Below are 14,929 nucleotides of genomic sequence, written 5' to 3' on the forward strand. Positions count from 1 at the left end.
TAAAATATATCTTATAACACACTTCTTAACTCCTTTCTACTTAGTTTGAAGACAGGCTCTTAGATAAAAATAAATCATAGCAAACGCACGCCATACATTAAAGCTTTTAAGAGGTCTTAGTTTACTTACTTCTTTATTTTCTTTATTATCAGATATCACTTTTAAATAATATGGAGGAGCAAATTGTCAGCAATTGCCATTATTGATTTTGGTTCACAATTTACACAGCTTATCGCAAGACAAGTCAGGGAAATGGGTGTGTATTGCGAAATATTTCCAAGCAACATCAGTTTTGAAACAATATCAAAATTCAATGGGTTTATTCTCTCTGGAGGACCACAATCTGTAAATGATGATTGTTCTGAAACAAGTAGAGTAGTACATGAAATTATAAAACTTAATAAGGCAACAAACGTTCCTATACTTGGAATATGCTATGGGCAGCAACTCATTTGTCATTATTTTGGAGCAAAAGTAAAAGAGAGTTTCAAACAGGAGTTTGGCAGAACTAAAATCAAGATACTAAAAGAATCCCCCATTATAAAGGATACCTGGGATGTTAATTCTGAAGTGGATGTATTAATGAATCATGCGGACAGTGTTGATACTATACCACAGGGATTTACTGTTATCGCATCAGGTGTGATAAATCAAACAATTGCAATGATTGTTAACGAACAGCGGAAGATTTACTGTACTCAGTTCCATCCTGAAGTGAGGCCCACAACAAATGGCAGTAAATTGCTCTCTAACTTCTTGGATATTGCAAATTGCGAGAGAGACTGGACAATGAAATCGTTTATTGAAAAGCAGAAGGAAAAAATCAAAAATGTAGTAGGAGAGAAAAAAGTAATCGCTGCAGTAAGTGGTGGGGTTGATTCAAGTGTTGCAGCGGCTCTCACACATAAAGCTATAGGAAAACAATTGAACTGTATTTTTATCGATACTGGGTTGTTACGCAAGAACCAGACCATTACTATGTTAAAAGAGATTCCGATAAACTACGTTGATAAATCAAATTTATTTTTGAGTAGGTTGAAGGGGATAACTGATCCAGAAGAAAAGCGAAAAATTATCGGTAACGCTTTCATTGAAGTGTTTGAAGAAGAAGCAAAAAAAATAGGTGATGTGGATTTTTTGATGCAAGGTACCATCTACTCTGATGTAGTTGAGTCAGGGCATGCCTCAGACAACACTAGTACAATTAAGTCTCACCATAATGTTGGTGGGTTGCCAGAAAAGATGAACCTGGAGCTAGTAGAGCCTTTACGCTACCTCTTTAAAGATGAGGTAAGGCTACTTGGAAAAGAAATTGGGCTTTCAGACGAGATAATATTTCAACATCCATTTCCTGGACCCGGACTTGCAGTGAGGATTATAAGTGAAGTCGATGAAGAAAAGGTGCGAATATTGCAAGAAGTAGATGAAATATATATTAATACGATGAAAAATTACGATCTATACGATAAGATATGGCAAGCTTTTGCTGTATTATTACCAATAAAAACTGTAGGCGTCATGGGAGATGGTCGTACATACGGATATGTTTGTGCTTTAAGGGCTATAACATCGTCCGATGGTATGACGGCTGATGCATTTCCATTTGAAGATAAGGATCAGCATTCGCTAGTGTTTTGGGACTTTTTACAGAATGTTGGCAGTATAATTATTAATAACGTTTCCGGAGTAAATAGAGTTGTCTATGACTTAACTTCTAAACCACCAGCAACCATTGAGTGGGAGTAAATCAAAAAGTCTAGTCATCCCGCAGCGTGATCTAGAGATACTGCGGCGGTATGAAGGTTCGCGGCGGAATGACGAGTTTGTTGTTTTTCAAATTGTAGGTAAACCTAAAGCTATAGAAAAAAAGAAGAACCAGTTTCTTAGTTCTTCATTGACATAATCCACTTCATATGCCATAATAAAGTTTTATATCTTGGAGGAAAAAATGCAGGAATTAGTTAGAATACTAATGGCGGTCAATTTTAGCCAAGGTCTGAACAAGGAGAACATAGCCGATAAAATAAAAGCTGAAATAGAAGCTAAGCTCAATGAAGAAAATTTAGATAAGCAAACTAAGGAAGAATTAGAGAATTACCTTAAGAAGTGGGAAGGAAATAATTTTGATTTAAAGAAATTTTCGTATTGTAATTTGCTATATTTGGCAGTTAAGTTTGATTGTGAAAAGTTAACAGCGGTTCTTATAGAAAGTGGTTTTGATATTAATGATGGAAAGGACTCACCTTTGCATTGGGCTGCTAAATGGGGAAGTCTAAAAGTAGCAGAGCTTTTACTAGAAAAAGGAGTAAATGTTGACATATAGAATAGCTCAGGAGAAACACCTTTGCATTGAGCTATTAGACATGGGTCAAAAAATGAAGAGATAGTAAAATTTCTGATACAAAAAAGAGCAAATGTTAATGTGGAAGACCGAAAAGGATTTACTCTTTTACATTGTGCTGCTTACCACGAAGCTGTAGAAATAGTAAAATCTCTGTTATAGCTAACCGAAATAAGGTTTCCTCAAAGGAGTGTAAAAAGGTATAATACTGCTTTAATTAAGGTAGAATGATGGCAAAGCCATATAGTGAGGACCTGAGGGAACGAGTTTTAAAAGTGGTTGACGAGAAAAAAATGACTATGGAAGAAGTAAGCAAGATGTTCAAAATTGATAGAAAAACTATATACTGGTGGAGGAAAAGAAGAGAAGAAACAGGAAGTATAAAACCGTCTTCAGGCTACCAAAAGGGACATAGTCATAAAATTAAATACTTAGATGGCTTTGTCAAATTTCTGGATGAAAACCGAGATATTACGGTTGAAAAAATAATTGAAAAATTTGGCAACATGTGCAAAGGCACAGTCTACAATTATCTTAAAAAAGTAAACTATACATATAAAAAAAACTTTTCTTTATCAGGAAAGGAATGAAGAGAAACGCAAGGAGTTCATAAAAAAAATAGAAGGAATAGAAAAAGAAAACTTGATATTCATAGATGACTCTGGAGTAGAAGACAACAGATTTTATGAATATGGGTGGTCTCAAAAAGGCAAGAGGTTATTTGCCGATAAACCAGGGTTTAAAAGAAAGAGGGTAAGCATAATAGGAGCACTAAATGAGGGAAAAGTTAAAGCTTCCTGGGTAATTGAGGGCTACTGCAACAGCGAGATTTTTGATGCTTATGTAGAAAATATACTTGTTCCTATATTAAAACCTGGACAGACTATTGTTCTCGATAATGCAAGCTTTCATAAATCTGCAAGAACGAAAAATTTGATAGAAAATGTTGGGTGTAAAATTTTGTTCTCGCCGCCATACTCACCGGATTTAAATCCGATTGAGAAGTTCTGGTTTGCCATTAAGCATGCCATAAGAAAAGTGCTGCCAAGCTTTTGGCCCAATATTAATTCGGCTATTGATTTTGTCTTTCAGCTCTCGGGGAAATCTTACTTCGGTTAGCTATAGAACCTGTCTTGAAAAGAAAAAAAGGGTATGATGAGGTAAGTTAAAAATAGGAGGTAAGAATTGTATCCAAGCGATATAAGTGATAAGGAATGGGAAATTTTGGAGCCAAATGTTGCACAAGGAGCAATAGGGAGGCCAAGGAAGCACAACATCAGAGCAATTATTAATGCAATAAGGTATATAATGAGAGGTGGCTGCCAATGGCGAATGCTGCCAAAAGACTTTCCGCCGTGGAAGACTGTGTATGATCATTATTTTAGATGGCGTAATAACGGAAAATTGCAGGAAATACATGACACTTTGGTGAAAAAGGGAAGAGAAATGGTTGGTAAAAATGATACACCATCGGTTGGGATAATAGACAGCCAGTCAGTAAAAACGACTCAAAAAGGGGATCCAGAGGTTACGATGCTGGCAAGAAAATAAAAGGCCGTAAACGCCATATTATTGTAGATACATTAGGCCTAATCAATGTAGCTGACGTTCATAGTGCAAGCATTCAAGATCGTGACGGCGCTCTGAATCTTTTTTCTCAAGCTAAACAGAAAACTCCAACATTACAGAAGTTTTTTGCTGATCAAGGATATACAGGTGAGCTTCAAAATCGCTGTTTTCTGAAGACAGGATGTCTACTCACAATTGCCAAAAAAGCTAGTGATTCTGTAGGGTTTCAGGTCATTCCTAAACGATGGATTGTTGAACGCTTGGCTTTCGAATTTTAGGCGCATGAGTAAGGACTATGAACACTCGCCACTTACTTCAAAAACTAATATCTTCTTTGATATGATTACTATTATGCTTGCTAAATTACCCTTTCAAGACATGCTCTAAGCGAAAAGAGTGCTGATAGAGCACTCCGCGATGCAAAAATAGCATCAATACCTTTAGCTGGTAGATATTACCGTGCATAACTAGTTACCTAATACAGGCTGCTATAAATTTGTTTGATCTAGAATTAAAGATTACCAAACACCTAAAATAATGCAATAGAGTCTTTATGTGTTAATAGAAAGGCCTTCTAGGGTAGGAATTGCCTGGCAAACTCTTAATTCTTGATTTAAAAAATACTTTCCAAAGACTCCCCAAATCTAATATGTCATTGCTGTAGGCTGCATTTAGTAATATAATCTCATATTAAATAAGACGTTACTTAAGTTTATGCTAGATTCTCCGCTAATTTTGACAGCCATTCTTATATTTTTCATTTTTACGTTGTCATTCTTTTTTATAAGAAAGATATTTGGGTCAACAAACAAGAAGATAATAAAATCCTTTAGGAAAATTGTTCAGCAAATAAATACATTAGAAACAGAAATGCAGAGCTTATCTGATGAGGAGCTTGCTGGTAAAACTCAAGAATTCAAACGAGAATTGAAAAATGGAAAAACGTTAAATGATCTTCTCGTACCTGCATTTGCAGTTGTGCGTGAAGCCTCTCGAAGGTTTCTTAATATGAGACATTTTGATGTTCAGCTAATTGGTGGAATGGTGCTTCATAATGGCATGATATCAGAAATGAAAACAGGGGAGGGAAAGACACTTGTTGCAACTTTAGCAGCATATCTAAATTCCTTAGAAGGGAAAGGCGTGCACGTCGTAACTGTTAACGATTATCTTGCAAAACGAGACACAGAGTGGATGAGCAAATTATATAATTCTCTTGGGGTTTCTGTTGCGTTTATCACGAATAACTTGACAGACGAAGAGAGAAAAGAGGCTTACAGTGCAGATATCGTGTATTCCACAAATAACGAGCTTGCCTTTGATTACCTGCGAGACAATATGAAATTTTCTCAAGAAGACATGGTTCAGAGAGGCTTTCACTACGGAATAGTTGATGAAGTAGACTCAATACTCATTGATGAAGCTCGCACTCCGCTTATTATTTCTGGCCAGATTGAGGAAAACAATCAGATATATAAGCATATCAATAAAATAGTAACCAAATTAGTTGACTCTGATTATGAGGTGGATGAAAAGGGTAGGGCAGTGTTCCTTACTGAAGATGGTATTTCACGAGTGGAAGAACTACTCAGGTCATACAATCTCATTCCTGAAAATTCCTCGCTCTATGATACTGACAGCATGATAATGACTCATTATATAGACCAAGCATTACGTGCACATAAGCTGTTTACTGCTGATAAAGATTATATAGTAAAGGATGGCAAGGTAGTGATTATTGATGAATTTACTGGGCGTATGATGGAGGGCAGGAGATATTCCGATGGTCTTCATCAGGCACTTGAAGCGAAGGAGAATCTTGAAATTCAGCATGAAAACCAAACTTTAGCATCGGTCACATTTCAGAATTACTTTCGTATGTACAATAAACTTTCCGGAATGACTGGAACAGCAGCAACAGAGGCAGAAGAGTTTCGTGATATATACAGACTAAATGTAGTAAAAATTCCAACCAATGTACCTGTAAAAAGAGTTGATATTGATGATGAAATTTATGGCACAGGAAAAGAAAAATTTAATGCTGTGTTGAAGTTTATAGAAGAATGCCACAAACGCCTTCAACCGGTCCTTGTTGGCACGGTAAGCATCGAAAACTCTGAGAAGCTTTCTGCGCTTTTGCAAAGCCATTCTCTTAAGCATTCAGTATTGAATGCTCGTTATCATGAACAAGAGGCGTACATAATAGCACAAGCTGGAGTGCCAGGTAGTATCACTATAGCAACTAACATGGCAGGACGTGGAACTGATATTCAACTCGGTGGAAACGCTGAAATGATTGCAAAGGTAGAGCTAAAGAAGATAAAAAATGCTGATGAAAGAGAAAAAAAATACCAAGAAATAGTCGAAAGAGTAAAAAAAGATAAGGAAATTGCTATAAAAGCTGGTGGTTTATGCGTGGTTGGAACCGAAAGACATGAAAGCAGGAGAATAGATGATCAATTACGCGGCCGTTCTGGTCGTCAGGGGGATCCTGGACTTTCTAAGTTCTTTTTATCGCTTGAAGATGACCTAATGAGAATATTTGGTTCTGATAGAATGAGAAGCTTTTTACAAAAAGTAGGATTAAAGAATAACGAAGCTATTCATCATCCATGGATCAATAAGGCACTTGAGAAGGCGCAGAAGAAAGTTGAAGCTAGAAACTATGATGTGCGGAAGTCTTTGCTTAAGTTTGATGACGTAATCAACAACCAACGTAAAGTTATTTTTAAGCAGAGAAACAATATCTTAGGCAACGAAATTAATGATTTACTTGAAGTATATAGCGAAGTAAATGAGAGCATAGTAGAAGGTATAATCCAAAGTGGCTATTATGAGGATTATATTGAAGATATAGTCAAAGAATTCCATACAAGGTATGGAATAACGCTTGATAAAGAAGATTTAGCAAAGTTTTTAAACAAGCAAGAAGCTTTGAATTATATAAATGATAAGATACAAGAATTTTTTACTGAGAAAGAAAAATATTTCAACAGTCAGCACACTACAGATTTGTGGAATACGATCGTGAAGCAAGTAATGATCATGACACTCGATCATTTATGGAGGGAGCACCTTTCAACTTTAGAAAGCTTAAGACAAAGCATAAGCTTACGTGCCATGGGGCAGAAAGACCCACTGAATGAATTTAAACGCGAAGCTTTCTTAATGTTTGAGTCGATGCTTGAAAAGTGGAAAGAACTTACCATTCACCGCTTAGCGCACTTTAAGTTGGCAGATAACCAGGAAATAGGCAATAGGTTACATTCTGCGAGAAATAGCAGACTTCCAAAAGTCTCAAGAAACGACAAATGCCCTTGCAACTCAGGAAAAAAATACAAACACTGCCACGGCGCAGTTACTGTGGTGAACTAAAAATTATGGTTATACAGTTTGTTTATTTCCATCAACATTACTGCAGCTAACTTCACTTAGCTTACTGTTTAATGAATGCTCTGATGACTTATACGCAACACCATAAGCAATACCACCAACTATCAGTGCAGATGCTACAGTAATTCCAATTATTGCTAGTGCATGCAGTAGCACAAATAAGTACTAATGGAGCAACAATGGCAGCTAATGTACCCACAACAGTTCCCATTATGATATAGCTAACCGAAATAAGGTTTCCTCAAAGGAGTGTAAAAAGGTATAATACTGCTTTAATTAAGGTAGAATGATGGCAAAGCCATATAGTGAGGACCTGAGGGAACGAGTTTTAAAAGTGGTTGACGAGAAAAAAATGACTATGGAAGAAGTAAGCAAGATGTTCAAAATTGATAGAAAAACTATATACTGGTGGAGGAAAAGAAGAGAAGAAACAGGAAGTATAAAACCGTCTTCAGGCTACCAAAAGGGACATAGTCATAAAATTAAATACTTAGATGGCTTTGTCAAATTTCTGGATGAAAACCGAGATATTACGGTTGAAAAAATAATTGAAAAATTTGGCAACATGTGCAAAGACACAGTCTACAATTATCTTAAAAAAGTAAACTATACATATAAAAAAAACTTTTCTTTATCAGGAAAGGAATGAAGAGAAACGCAAGGAGTTCATAAAAAAAATAGAAGGAATAGAAAAAGAAAACTTGATATTCATAGATGACTCTGGAGTAGAAGACAACAGATTTTATGAATATGGGTGGTCTCAAAAAGGCAAGAGGTTATTTGCCGATAAACCAGGGTTTAAAAGAAAGAGGGTAAGCATAATAGGAGCACTAAATGAGGGAAAAGTTAAAGCTTCCTGGGTAATTGAGGGCTACTGCAACAGCGAGATTTTTGATGCTTATGTAGAAAATATACTTGTTCCTATATTAAAACCTGGACAGACTATTGTTCTCGATAATGCAAGCTTTCATAAATCTGCAAGAACGAAAAATTTGATAGAAAATGTTGGGTGTAAAATTTTGTTCTTGCCGCCATACTCACCGGATTTAAATCCGATTGAGAAGTTCTGGTTTGCCATTAAGCATGCCATAAGAACGCGAATTCTGGATTAAGGAAGGAAGAAAGTATAGGAAATAGAAGGCTTTGTGGATTTGATGGAATAGGAAATGAGAGTAGAAAAGATATGAACCAAAAAATTAACAGGGGATCTATGGCGAGTGTGTTCAATTTCTAGTCTATTTTTTAGGTAACCAAAAACAGTCTCAATGATAGACCTTTTTCTCAGTAAAATCTTCTCATTTAACGAAATCAATGTATTTTTCATACCTTTTTTCACCTTGGTAACAAGTTTCAAACCTCGGTCAAACAGCTTCTGAAAAAGCTCTTTTGCAATATAACCTTTGTCACCAAACAAAAGACCGATTAATTTTTCCGTCAGATTTGGCACAGGTATCCTATCATCAACATTGCCTTTTGTTAGCGTAAGTGCATGAATTTCAACATTTTCATTGATTACCATATGTAATTTGAAACCAAAAAACCAGCCGTAAGTGCTCTTGCTTAATTTTGCAATTCCAGCAAAAACTTTGTTTTTGGATATTCTTTTTGCATGACAAACTGCAATGGGAGTTGTGTCTATATATGAAATTCCAGTGTTTTCTGACTGTCCACAAAGCCAATGCAACAACATTGCTAAATGCCACAAAACCCTAGGCTTTAGAGCAACAAACCTGGTATATGAAGGTAACTTTGGAAACTCTGATTTGTAGAGCAACGTTAGGTAATGTAGATAGAAAGTTTTACACGGAGATTGTTGATATAGCAGGATTATTGTCATGATTTCGGAGTGCTCAATTTCCGTTGTTCTTGTGGGGTTTTTACCATTTGGCAGTAGTTTATCTGCAAAATTTTTCTCTATATCTCTGCAAAAATCATCGACCAAACAAAACAGTTTTGTTATATCTTCCATGGGTAACCTCATCTATTTTTTTATCACTGCTGAGTTTACCCTGTTTTCTTGCCTTTTCTATTCTCCTTTAATCCAGAATTCACGTCTATAGGATTATTGGATCAAAAAATTAGTACTAGACCTTCCTTAGCTGAAGACCTAAAGGAGTTGAAAAGAAGAAGCCATAATACTGCTCTTCCCATAGAAGAGAAAGAAAGCATACGGTGGATAGCATCACTTAAAGACTCTACTAAACATCCTGGATTAAAGGATGTTAAGGTAGTTACCGTTTGTGATAGAGAAGCAGATATTTATGATTTATTTGAAGTTGCTTCCACTAATCAATCTCTTTTTGTAGTAAGAGGAAATCAAAACAGAACAGTAAACAAGAAGTCGACTTATTCTGAAAAAGGTGGTGAAAGATTGTGGGATTTGATGAATCGCATGTCTTGCCAAGGAGAAATACAAGTGAGTATTCCTGCTTGCGATAACAAACCTCAAAGAACAACAGTTTTAGAAGTAAAGTTTAGTAACTTTGTGATGAATGCATCAAAAAACAACGCTAGACGTAAAACGCAAAAACTTCCTAATTTAAATTTAAATGCTGTCTATGTTATAGAAAAATATCCCCCATTTGGCGAAGAGCCCATGAACTGGATTTTGTTAACAAATATAAATATTAATAATTTTGAAGAAGCAGTAGAAAAAATACAATGGTATTGCTTAAGATGGAGAATAGAGGTTTTTCATAAAATTTTGAAATCCGGTCTTAAAGTTGAAGAATGTAGGCTCCAAACAGCAGATAGATTGATCCGCTTTCTTACAATTATGAGTATAATTGCATGGAGAATATTTTTTATCACATTGGTAGCTAGAACAAATCCGAATCTTTCTTGCACTGTCATACTGACTGATGACGAATGGAAGGTTTTATATACCAAAATGCTTAAGACAAAAAACTATCCTGAGACTCCACCACCTATAAGAGAAATTGTGAGGTGGGTGGCCAAGTTAGGAGGGTTTTTAGCTCGCAAAAATGACTTAGAACCAGGCCCTATAGCTTTGTGGAAGGGATGGAAACGTCTCTTTGATTTAGCAGAAGGATGGAGACTTGCTCATTCATTCTATACTTGTGGGTAATAGTAAGTCGTAGAACTGTGCATGAACCTCTCGACTCACACAGCTCCCATTATTCAGCCATCAGTCATATATTTGATGGCCTCGTTTTATTTGTCAGTTCCTCCCATTTCTGGTTGCCCAACTAATAAAACTGAATAACTCAGCCCCTTCGCTCCATTTCCATTACAGAAATTTCTTCACTACTACGCGCCCCTGTTTTTCGCATCGGTACTCTCATCCTTGAAGTTTAGCTTCTTGGATTTCTCCCTTGTCATCGAAACGACAGGTTCCCGTAGTTCCACACAATAGCCCAAAATAGATTCACGCCACCTTTATGCCGGACGCCACCTACCCAGTAAACAAGTTTCCGATAGGTTTATCCCAAGTTAGAAATTACCCCCTGGTTTTGACGTCACCTTTGATGTTTCGACACTTCATCAGTGGTTCACTTGCGTTCGTCTCTCTATTTAACACATGACACATAATTGTGCCTTTTCCGTAACTCTCACTACCTTGACTCTTTATCAAAGCAGCTTACGGTTGTTTAAAGCCTGCTCTTGTAAACCGGCTTTGAGGGGCTCACCCTCATCTATTATGTAGCTTTTGCACTTAGTTTGCTCTTTGTCTGAGCATCCTTTATGCTTCTACGGCACACCAATTCCACATCGTTCTTTCAGATTTCAAAATGTTTTTCGCAACTCGAGAAGCTCCAATTGCTTCAGGTAAGTGGCTTCAAGTAATACCGTGTACGTTTTCGCAATTTTCTGGCACGTCTGGCAAATCTAAAAACATCTATCTCATTTTTTAGTAAAGCTTTTTTTAGTGCAAACAACTCAACGGCAACATCTCTCAAATAACAGCCGAGAATTTTGACCTCAATGTTCCAACTATGGGCTAATCTTTCAAAATCTCTTGATAAATGTGCCCAGCAGATTTGCCTGTTTTTATCAGAAAAATAATTGTATGCTGCATATCTGTCAGTTACTACCAAGCTATTACGATTGCAGCATACACTATTTTTTAAAACTTTCATTCCCCTTGACTCTGTCAACTTCACAAAACTTGCCGTATTGCTTGCAAACATCCAACACCAAGCGAGTTTACCTTTGTTATAATGGCTCGTTTCATCAATATGTAGAACTTTACTCCTACTTATCTCTTGTTCGATCTGCTCATACATTTTTTTGCATTTTGAAGCAACTCTATGTTCACTATTTGATATGCTACCGACGCTTATGTTCAAATTGAAGATATCATTTACGACACTCGCTATTTCGCGTTTTGAATTTTTGTAAAACCCGCTGAATGCTGCAATTATTGACTTAACCCTTGGTCCAAATGTATCTGACGTAACACCTTCTGGTAACTTACTGCTTCTTCTTTTTCCGCATCTCCGACAACGACCATGCTCCATCTGATATTCCACTACATAAGGCTTGATTTCCGGAAGATCAACTTTTTGATGAATGTACGGTCCCTTGCATATTGCAATCCCTCCTCCGCATTCACAAGTAGATGACAACTTTACTTTTATCACCTCATCTGCATCCATTTTGGCGCGAAAACTTCCTTTATGACCAACCTGACCACCAACGTTTCTGTCGCTCTTTGGCTTGTCCTTTTTTATTTTGTACAACTCTCTAGAGCTTGGTAGAGATGAATTTTTCGAGTTTAAACCAAGCCTTTCCTTTAATTCAGCGTTCTCTATCTTTAAAGCCTTGTTCTCTGCTTTTAAACTTTCATTCTCTCTTTCCAGCCTTTCCATTTTTGCTTCTAACTTTTCTGTTCTTTGCTGTAAATTTTTGCAAAGTTCTAAAAGGTTTACCACATTTTTGCTCTATGATTATCTTTTTAGATCACCTTGTCTACCTTATTCTGCCACTCCGCTGAACGGATACGGTCAGAGTATATAGGTCAAGATAAAACTTTACTTTTAATAACCTCAACATCACTAAACTCAAAGGTTTGATTCCCTATGATTTGAAATCTTTCGTGCCCCTTTCCTGCAACTAGCAGAATCATACCCTCGTTATAGGCAATATCTACTCCTTTCTCTATAGCTTCTCTTCTATCTTCTATCTCTAGCGCATTAGGGCAATGTAGTAAAATACCACGACGAATTTCTGCAGGATTCTCATCACGCGGATTGTCATCCGTGATTATCACTTTGTCTGCATATATTTGTGCTACTTTACCCATTTCTGCGCGTTTTGTTTGATCACGATTGCCACCACAACCAAAAACTAGAATTATTTTTTTATTGAAGTGCCATTTTAAAGACAATAGGGCTTGTTTAAGCGCACTTGGAGTATGAGCGTAATCCACAAATGCAAAAGGTTTCACTTTTTCCATTCTTTCTGGTGGAGAAACGAGTTTTTCTACGCATATTTCTCTGTAATTCAGTCCAGACGAGGTAACTATACCCATTGCACACAACAGATTATATGCTTGGAATTGCCCCAGAACCGGAAAAAACATGTCATAAATTTCATCGCCAATTTTAATTGTAAGATATTGACCGTTTGGTGCTGGTATTTGCTTTAACAAAGTAATATCAGAGCCTTTTTTCCCATAGGTTATAACTTTATTACCACGTTCTTCAGCTATTTTAAGCAGCGCATCATATTCACTTATGTCTGCATTTAACACTGCTGTTTTCCCTTTTGGTAATACCTCATAAAATAACTTTTTTTTAACTTCAAAATACTTATTGATATCCTTATGATAATCTAAATGATCTTGCGAGAAATTAGTAAAAGCTGCAGCACTCAACTTTAATCCATGGATTCTATATTGATCAATTCCATGACTTGATGCTTCTAACACTAAGTGTTCTACATTTATACCACGCAATGTTGCGTAAAGGTCATCTGCATCTGGAGTGGTAAGACTGTTGCTATTACCTTTTCTACCATTATTGATGCATGTTCCAAGTGTTCCAATAGACGCAGCATTATAGCCAGAGTTTTGCCAGATCTGGCGGCAAAATTCTACTACTGAAGTTTTACCATTCGTACCCGTTACAGCAGCAACATATTTGGGCTGTTTGAATTGATAAAACCTGCTGACTATTTCGCTGTATATTTCTTGAGGATTTGGGTGGAAAATATGAATTCCAGCGTCACGCACTGGAATGACACCATTTGTTATGCAATCACTTGCAATTATCGCTTTAGCTCCACAAGATAATATCTGATCTATGTAAATCCTATCCCTTTCTGACACACAAACGAAAAGATAACCTTCCTTGACTCCCTTGGGATTACATGTAACGCCCTTGATTTCAACGTCAAAGTTAACATCAACAATATCATGCAGTAATTCTCTCAGTTTCATGTTCTACTTCATCGTTTTGAAAGTCTAAACATGGTAACCTTTTTAGTGCGTCATTAAGGTCAAAGATTAAATCTTCAGGATCTTCCAGTCCACAAAATATTCGCACGAAACTTCCACCACAATCTGAATTCATTACAGATCTTGACATAGATCTACGATCTACTGGTAATATCAAACTGTCACACCCTCCCCAAGAAGCACCAATACTAAAAATTTTCATATGATCAACCATGCAGCTTAGTTCTTCACATGAATATTCTCTATCCAGTGCTATACTGAATGTGCCGCTTGCTCCTTTGAAGTAACTTTTCCATAATTCGTGTTGAGGATGGGAGGGAAGTGCTGGATATAAAACCTTTCTAACTTTTTGCTGTGCTTCTAGCCACTTTGCCACTTCCATTGCTGTATTTTGGTGCCTTTTCATACGTGTGTGCAGTGTTCTTAGTCCCCTGTGTGCAAGGTAGCAGTCGTGTGATTGAATGGTTACTCCATAATTTTTATAGCTCTCATAAAGCAATTTAAAAATTTCACCTTCAGCAATAATAGCTCCCATAACTAAATCTGAGTGACCGGCTAGATACTTTGTCACTGCATATAGTGCAACATCAATTCCATAATCAAGCGGCTTAAATAACAAAGGAGTGGCCCATGAATTGTCGCAAACGGTTACGATTCCACGTTCTTTAGCAACTTTTACTATATGCTCTATATTCGAAATCTCAAACATTATAGAACCAGGAGTCTCGATCATTATCAATGAAGTATTACTCTGAATTAAATCAGTTATATCCTGCGTTGGATCATAAAAAGTTACTTCTGTTCCTCTTTTTGGTAGCTCATTTTCTGCAAACCTCCTAAGCCTATAATAACTATTATCTTGAATTAAAACGTGCGAGCCTGCTTTAGTGAAAGTCAAAATAGCAAAAGTAAGTGCAAATAGTCCGGAAGGATAAATAAGCGCCTGTCCACTCCCTTCAATTTCAGCCAGTGCATTTGAAAGATAATGGACAGTAGGAGTACCAACATTACTGTAGCTATAATCCCTTGCAACACCATCCTTGATTACATCGTATATACTTTCTCCATTTGCTGCATTTAAGTAGTCCTTGTAAGTAGGAAATAATATGGTAGAAGAATGATAAACTGGCGGGTTCATAGAACCTTTATAGTCATTAAATCTTCTTCCTGCTTTAACTAATATAGACTCTTCCTTCACATTTTTA

At 36.6% G+C, this 14,929-nt stretch carries 11 protein-coding genes and 3 pseudogenes; 10 read left to right on the plus strand and 4 right to left on the minus strand.

The genetic code is table 11. The features are described from left to right. Positions 1-183: 183 nt before the first annotated feature. From guaA to ACFELZ_RS05165, 9 genes and pseudogenes are all read left to right on the plus strand, one after another. On the plus strand, positions 184-1,746 hold the full coding sequence (guaA, locus tag ACFELZ_RS05125; protein WP_375315840.1) for a glutamine-hydrolyzing GMP synthase: 1,563 nt from the start codon (positions 184-186) through the stop codon (positions 1,744-1,746). Between the two features lie 202 nt (positions 1,747-1,948). Next, positions 1,949-2,323: an ankyrin repeat domain-containing protein gene (locus ACFELZ_RS05130; protein ID WP_375315841.1), complete on the plus strand. Its 375-nt coding sequence runs from the start codon at positions 1,949-1,951 to the stop codon at positions 2,321-2,323. Between the two features lie 33 nt (positions 2,324-2,356). Continuing rightward, positions 2,357-2,503: an ankyrin repeat domain-containing protein gene (locus tag ACFELZ_RS05135; protein ID WP_375316669.1), complete on the plus strand. Its 147-nt coding sequence runs from the start codon at positions 2,357-2,359 to the stop codon at positions 2,501-2,503. Positions 2,504-2,568: 65 nt separating this feature from the next. Then, a complete protein-coding gene (locus ACFELZ_RS05140) occupies positions 2,569-2,931 on the plus strand; it encodes a helix-turn-helix domain-containing protein (RefSeq protein WP_375315796.1) in 363 nt (120 codons plus the stop codon). Between the two features lie 19 nt (positions 2,932-2,950). After that, a complete protein-coding gene (locus ACFELZ_RS05145) occupies positions 2,951-3,460 on the plus strand; it encodes an IS630 family transposase (protein ID WP_375316670.1) in 510 nt (169 codons plus the stop codon). 66 nt (positions 3,461-3,526) lie between these two features. After that, a pseudogene (locus tag ACFELZ_RS05150) lies at positions 3,527-4,297 on the plus strand (IS5 family transposase). Between the two features lie 327 nt (positions 4,298-4,624). Next, a complete protein-coding gene (gene secA / locus ACFELZ_RS05155) occupies positions 4,625-7,285 on the plus strand; it encodes a preprotein translocase subunit SecA (RefSeq protein ID WP_375315842.1) in 2,661 nt (886 codons plus the stop codon). 304 nt (positions 7,286-7,589) lie between these two features. Then, complete coding sequence (locus tag ACFELZ_RS05160) at positions 7,590-7,952, plus strand: helix-turn-helix domain-containing protein (protein ID WP_375315839.1); 363 nt, start codon at positions 7,590-7,592, stop codon at positions 7,950-7,952. A gap of 19 nt (positions 7,953-7,971) precedes the next feature. Then, positions 7,972-8,415 (plus strand): IS630 family transposase, encoded by a 444-nt coding sequence (locus ACFELZ_RS05165; RefSeq protein WP_375316671.1) that lies wholly within the window; start codon positions 7,972-7,974, stop codon positions 8,413-8,415. Here ACFELZ_RS05165 and ACFELZ_RS05170 read toward each other — a convergent pair. Continuing rightward, the gene (locus tag ACFELZ_RS05170; protein ID WP_375315786.1) at positions 8,412-9,272 is read right to left on the minus strand and encodes an IS982 family transposase; all 861 of its coding nucleotides are present in this window, start codon (positions 9,270-9,272) and stop codon (positions 8,412-8,414) included. The two genes, ACFELZ_RS05165 and ACFELZ_RS05170, sit on opposite strands and share 4 nt — an antisense overlap. An 81-nt stretch (positions 9,273-9,353) precedes the next feature. Between ACFELZ_RS05170 and ACFELZ_RS05175 the strand changes: the two are divergent. Continuing rightward, a pseudogene (locus ACFELZ_RS05175) lies at positions 9,354-10,391 on the plus strand (IS4 family transposase); the annotation flags it as partial. Between the two features lie 633 nt (positions 10,392-11,024). On the opposite strand, the pseudogene tnpC reads toward ACFELZ_RS05175, so the two are convergent. From tnpC to metC, 3 genes and pseudogenes are all read right to left on the minus strand, one after another. Further along, a pseudogene (tnpC, locus tag ACFELZ_RS05180) lies at positions 11,025-12,198 on the minus strand (IS66 family transposase); the annotation flags it as partial. A gap of 86 nt (positions 12,199-12,284) precedes the next feature. After that, positions 12,285-13,706 carry a Mur ligase family protein gene (locus ACFELZ_RS05185; RefSeq protein WP_375315843.1) on the minus strand — a complete coding sequence of 474 codons (1,422 nt, stop codon included), beginning with the start codon at positions 13,704-13,706 and terminating at the stop codon, positions 12,285-12,287. Continuing rightward, on the minus strand, positions 13,681-14,922 hold the full coding sequence (metC, locus tag ACFELZ_RS05190; RefSeq protein WP_375315844.1) for a cystathionine beta-lyase: 1,242 nt from the start codon (positions 14,920-14,922) through the stop codon (positions 13,681-13,683). The genes ACFELZ_RS05185 and metC overlap by 26 nt, the downstream gene beginning before the upstream one ends. Positions 14,923-14,929 lie beyond the last annotated feature (7 nt).

It is taken from the genome of Wolbachia endosymbiont (group A) of Colletes cunicularius, from assembly GCF_964264715.1.
GTDB lineage: Bacteria > Pseudomonadota > Alphaproteobacteria > Rickettsiales > Anaplasmataceae > Wolbachia.

Bases quoted from the DNA above. Each gene is read 5' to 3' on its own strand.
- ACFELZ_RS05130 (WP_375315841.1), top strand. From the start codon at position 1,949: ATGCAGGAATTAGTTAGAATACTAATGGCGGTCAATTTTAGCCAAGGT.
- ACFELZ_RS05140 (WP_375315796.1), top strand. From the start codon at position 2,569: ATGATGGCAAAGCCATATAGTGAGGACCTGAGGGAACGAGTTTTAAAA.
- secA (WP_375315842.1), top strand. From the start codon at position 4,625: ATGCTAGATTCTCCGCTAATTTTGACAGCCATTCTTATATTTTTCATT.
- ACFELZ_RS05160 (WP_375315839.1), top strand. From the start codon at position 7,590: ATGATGGCAAAGCCATATAGTGAGGACCTGAGGGAACGAGTTTTAAAA.
- ACFELZ_RS05170 (WP_375315786.1), bottom strand. From the start codon at position 9,272: ATGGAAGATATAACAAAACTGTTTTGTTTGGTCGATGATTTTTGCAGA.
- ACFELZ_RS05185 (WP_375315843.1), bottom strand. From the start codon at position 13,706: ATGAAACTGAGAGAATTACTGCATGATATTGTTGATGTTAACTTTGAC.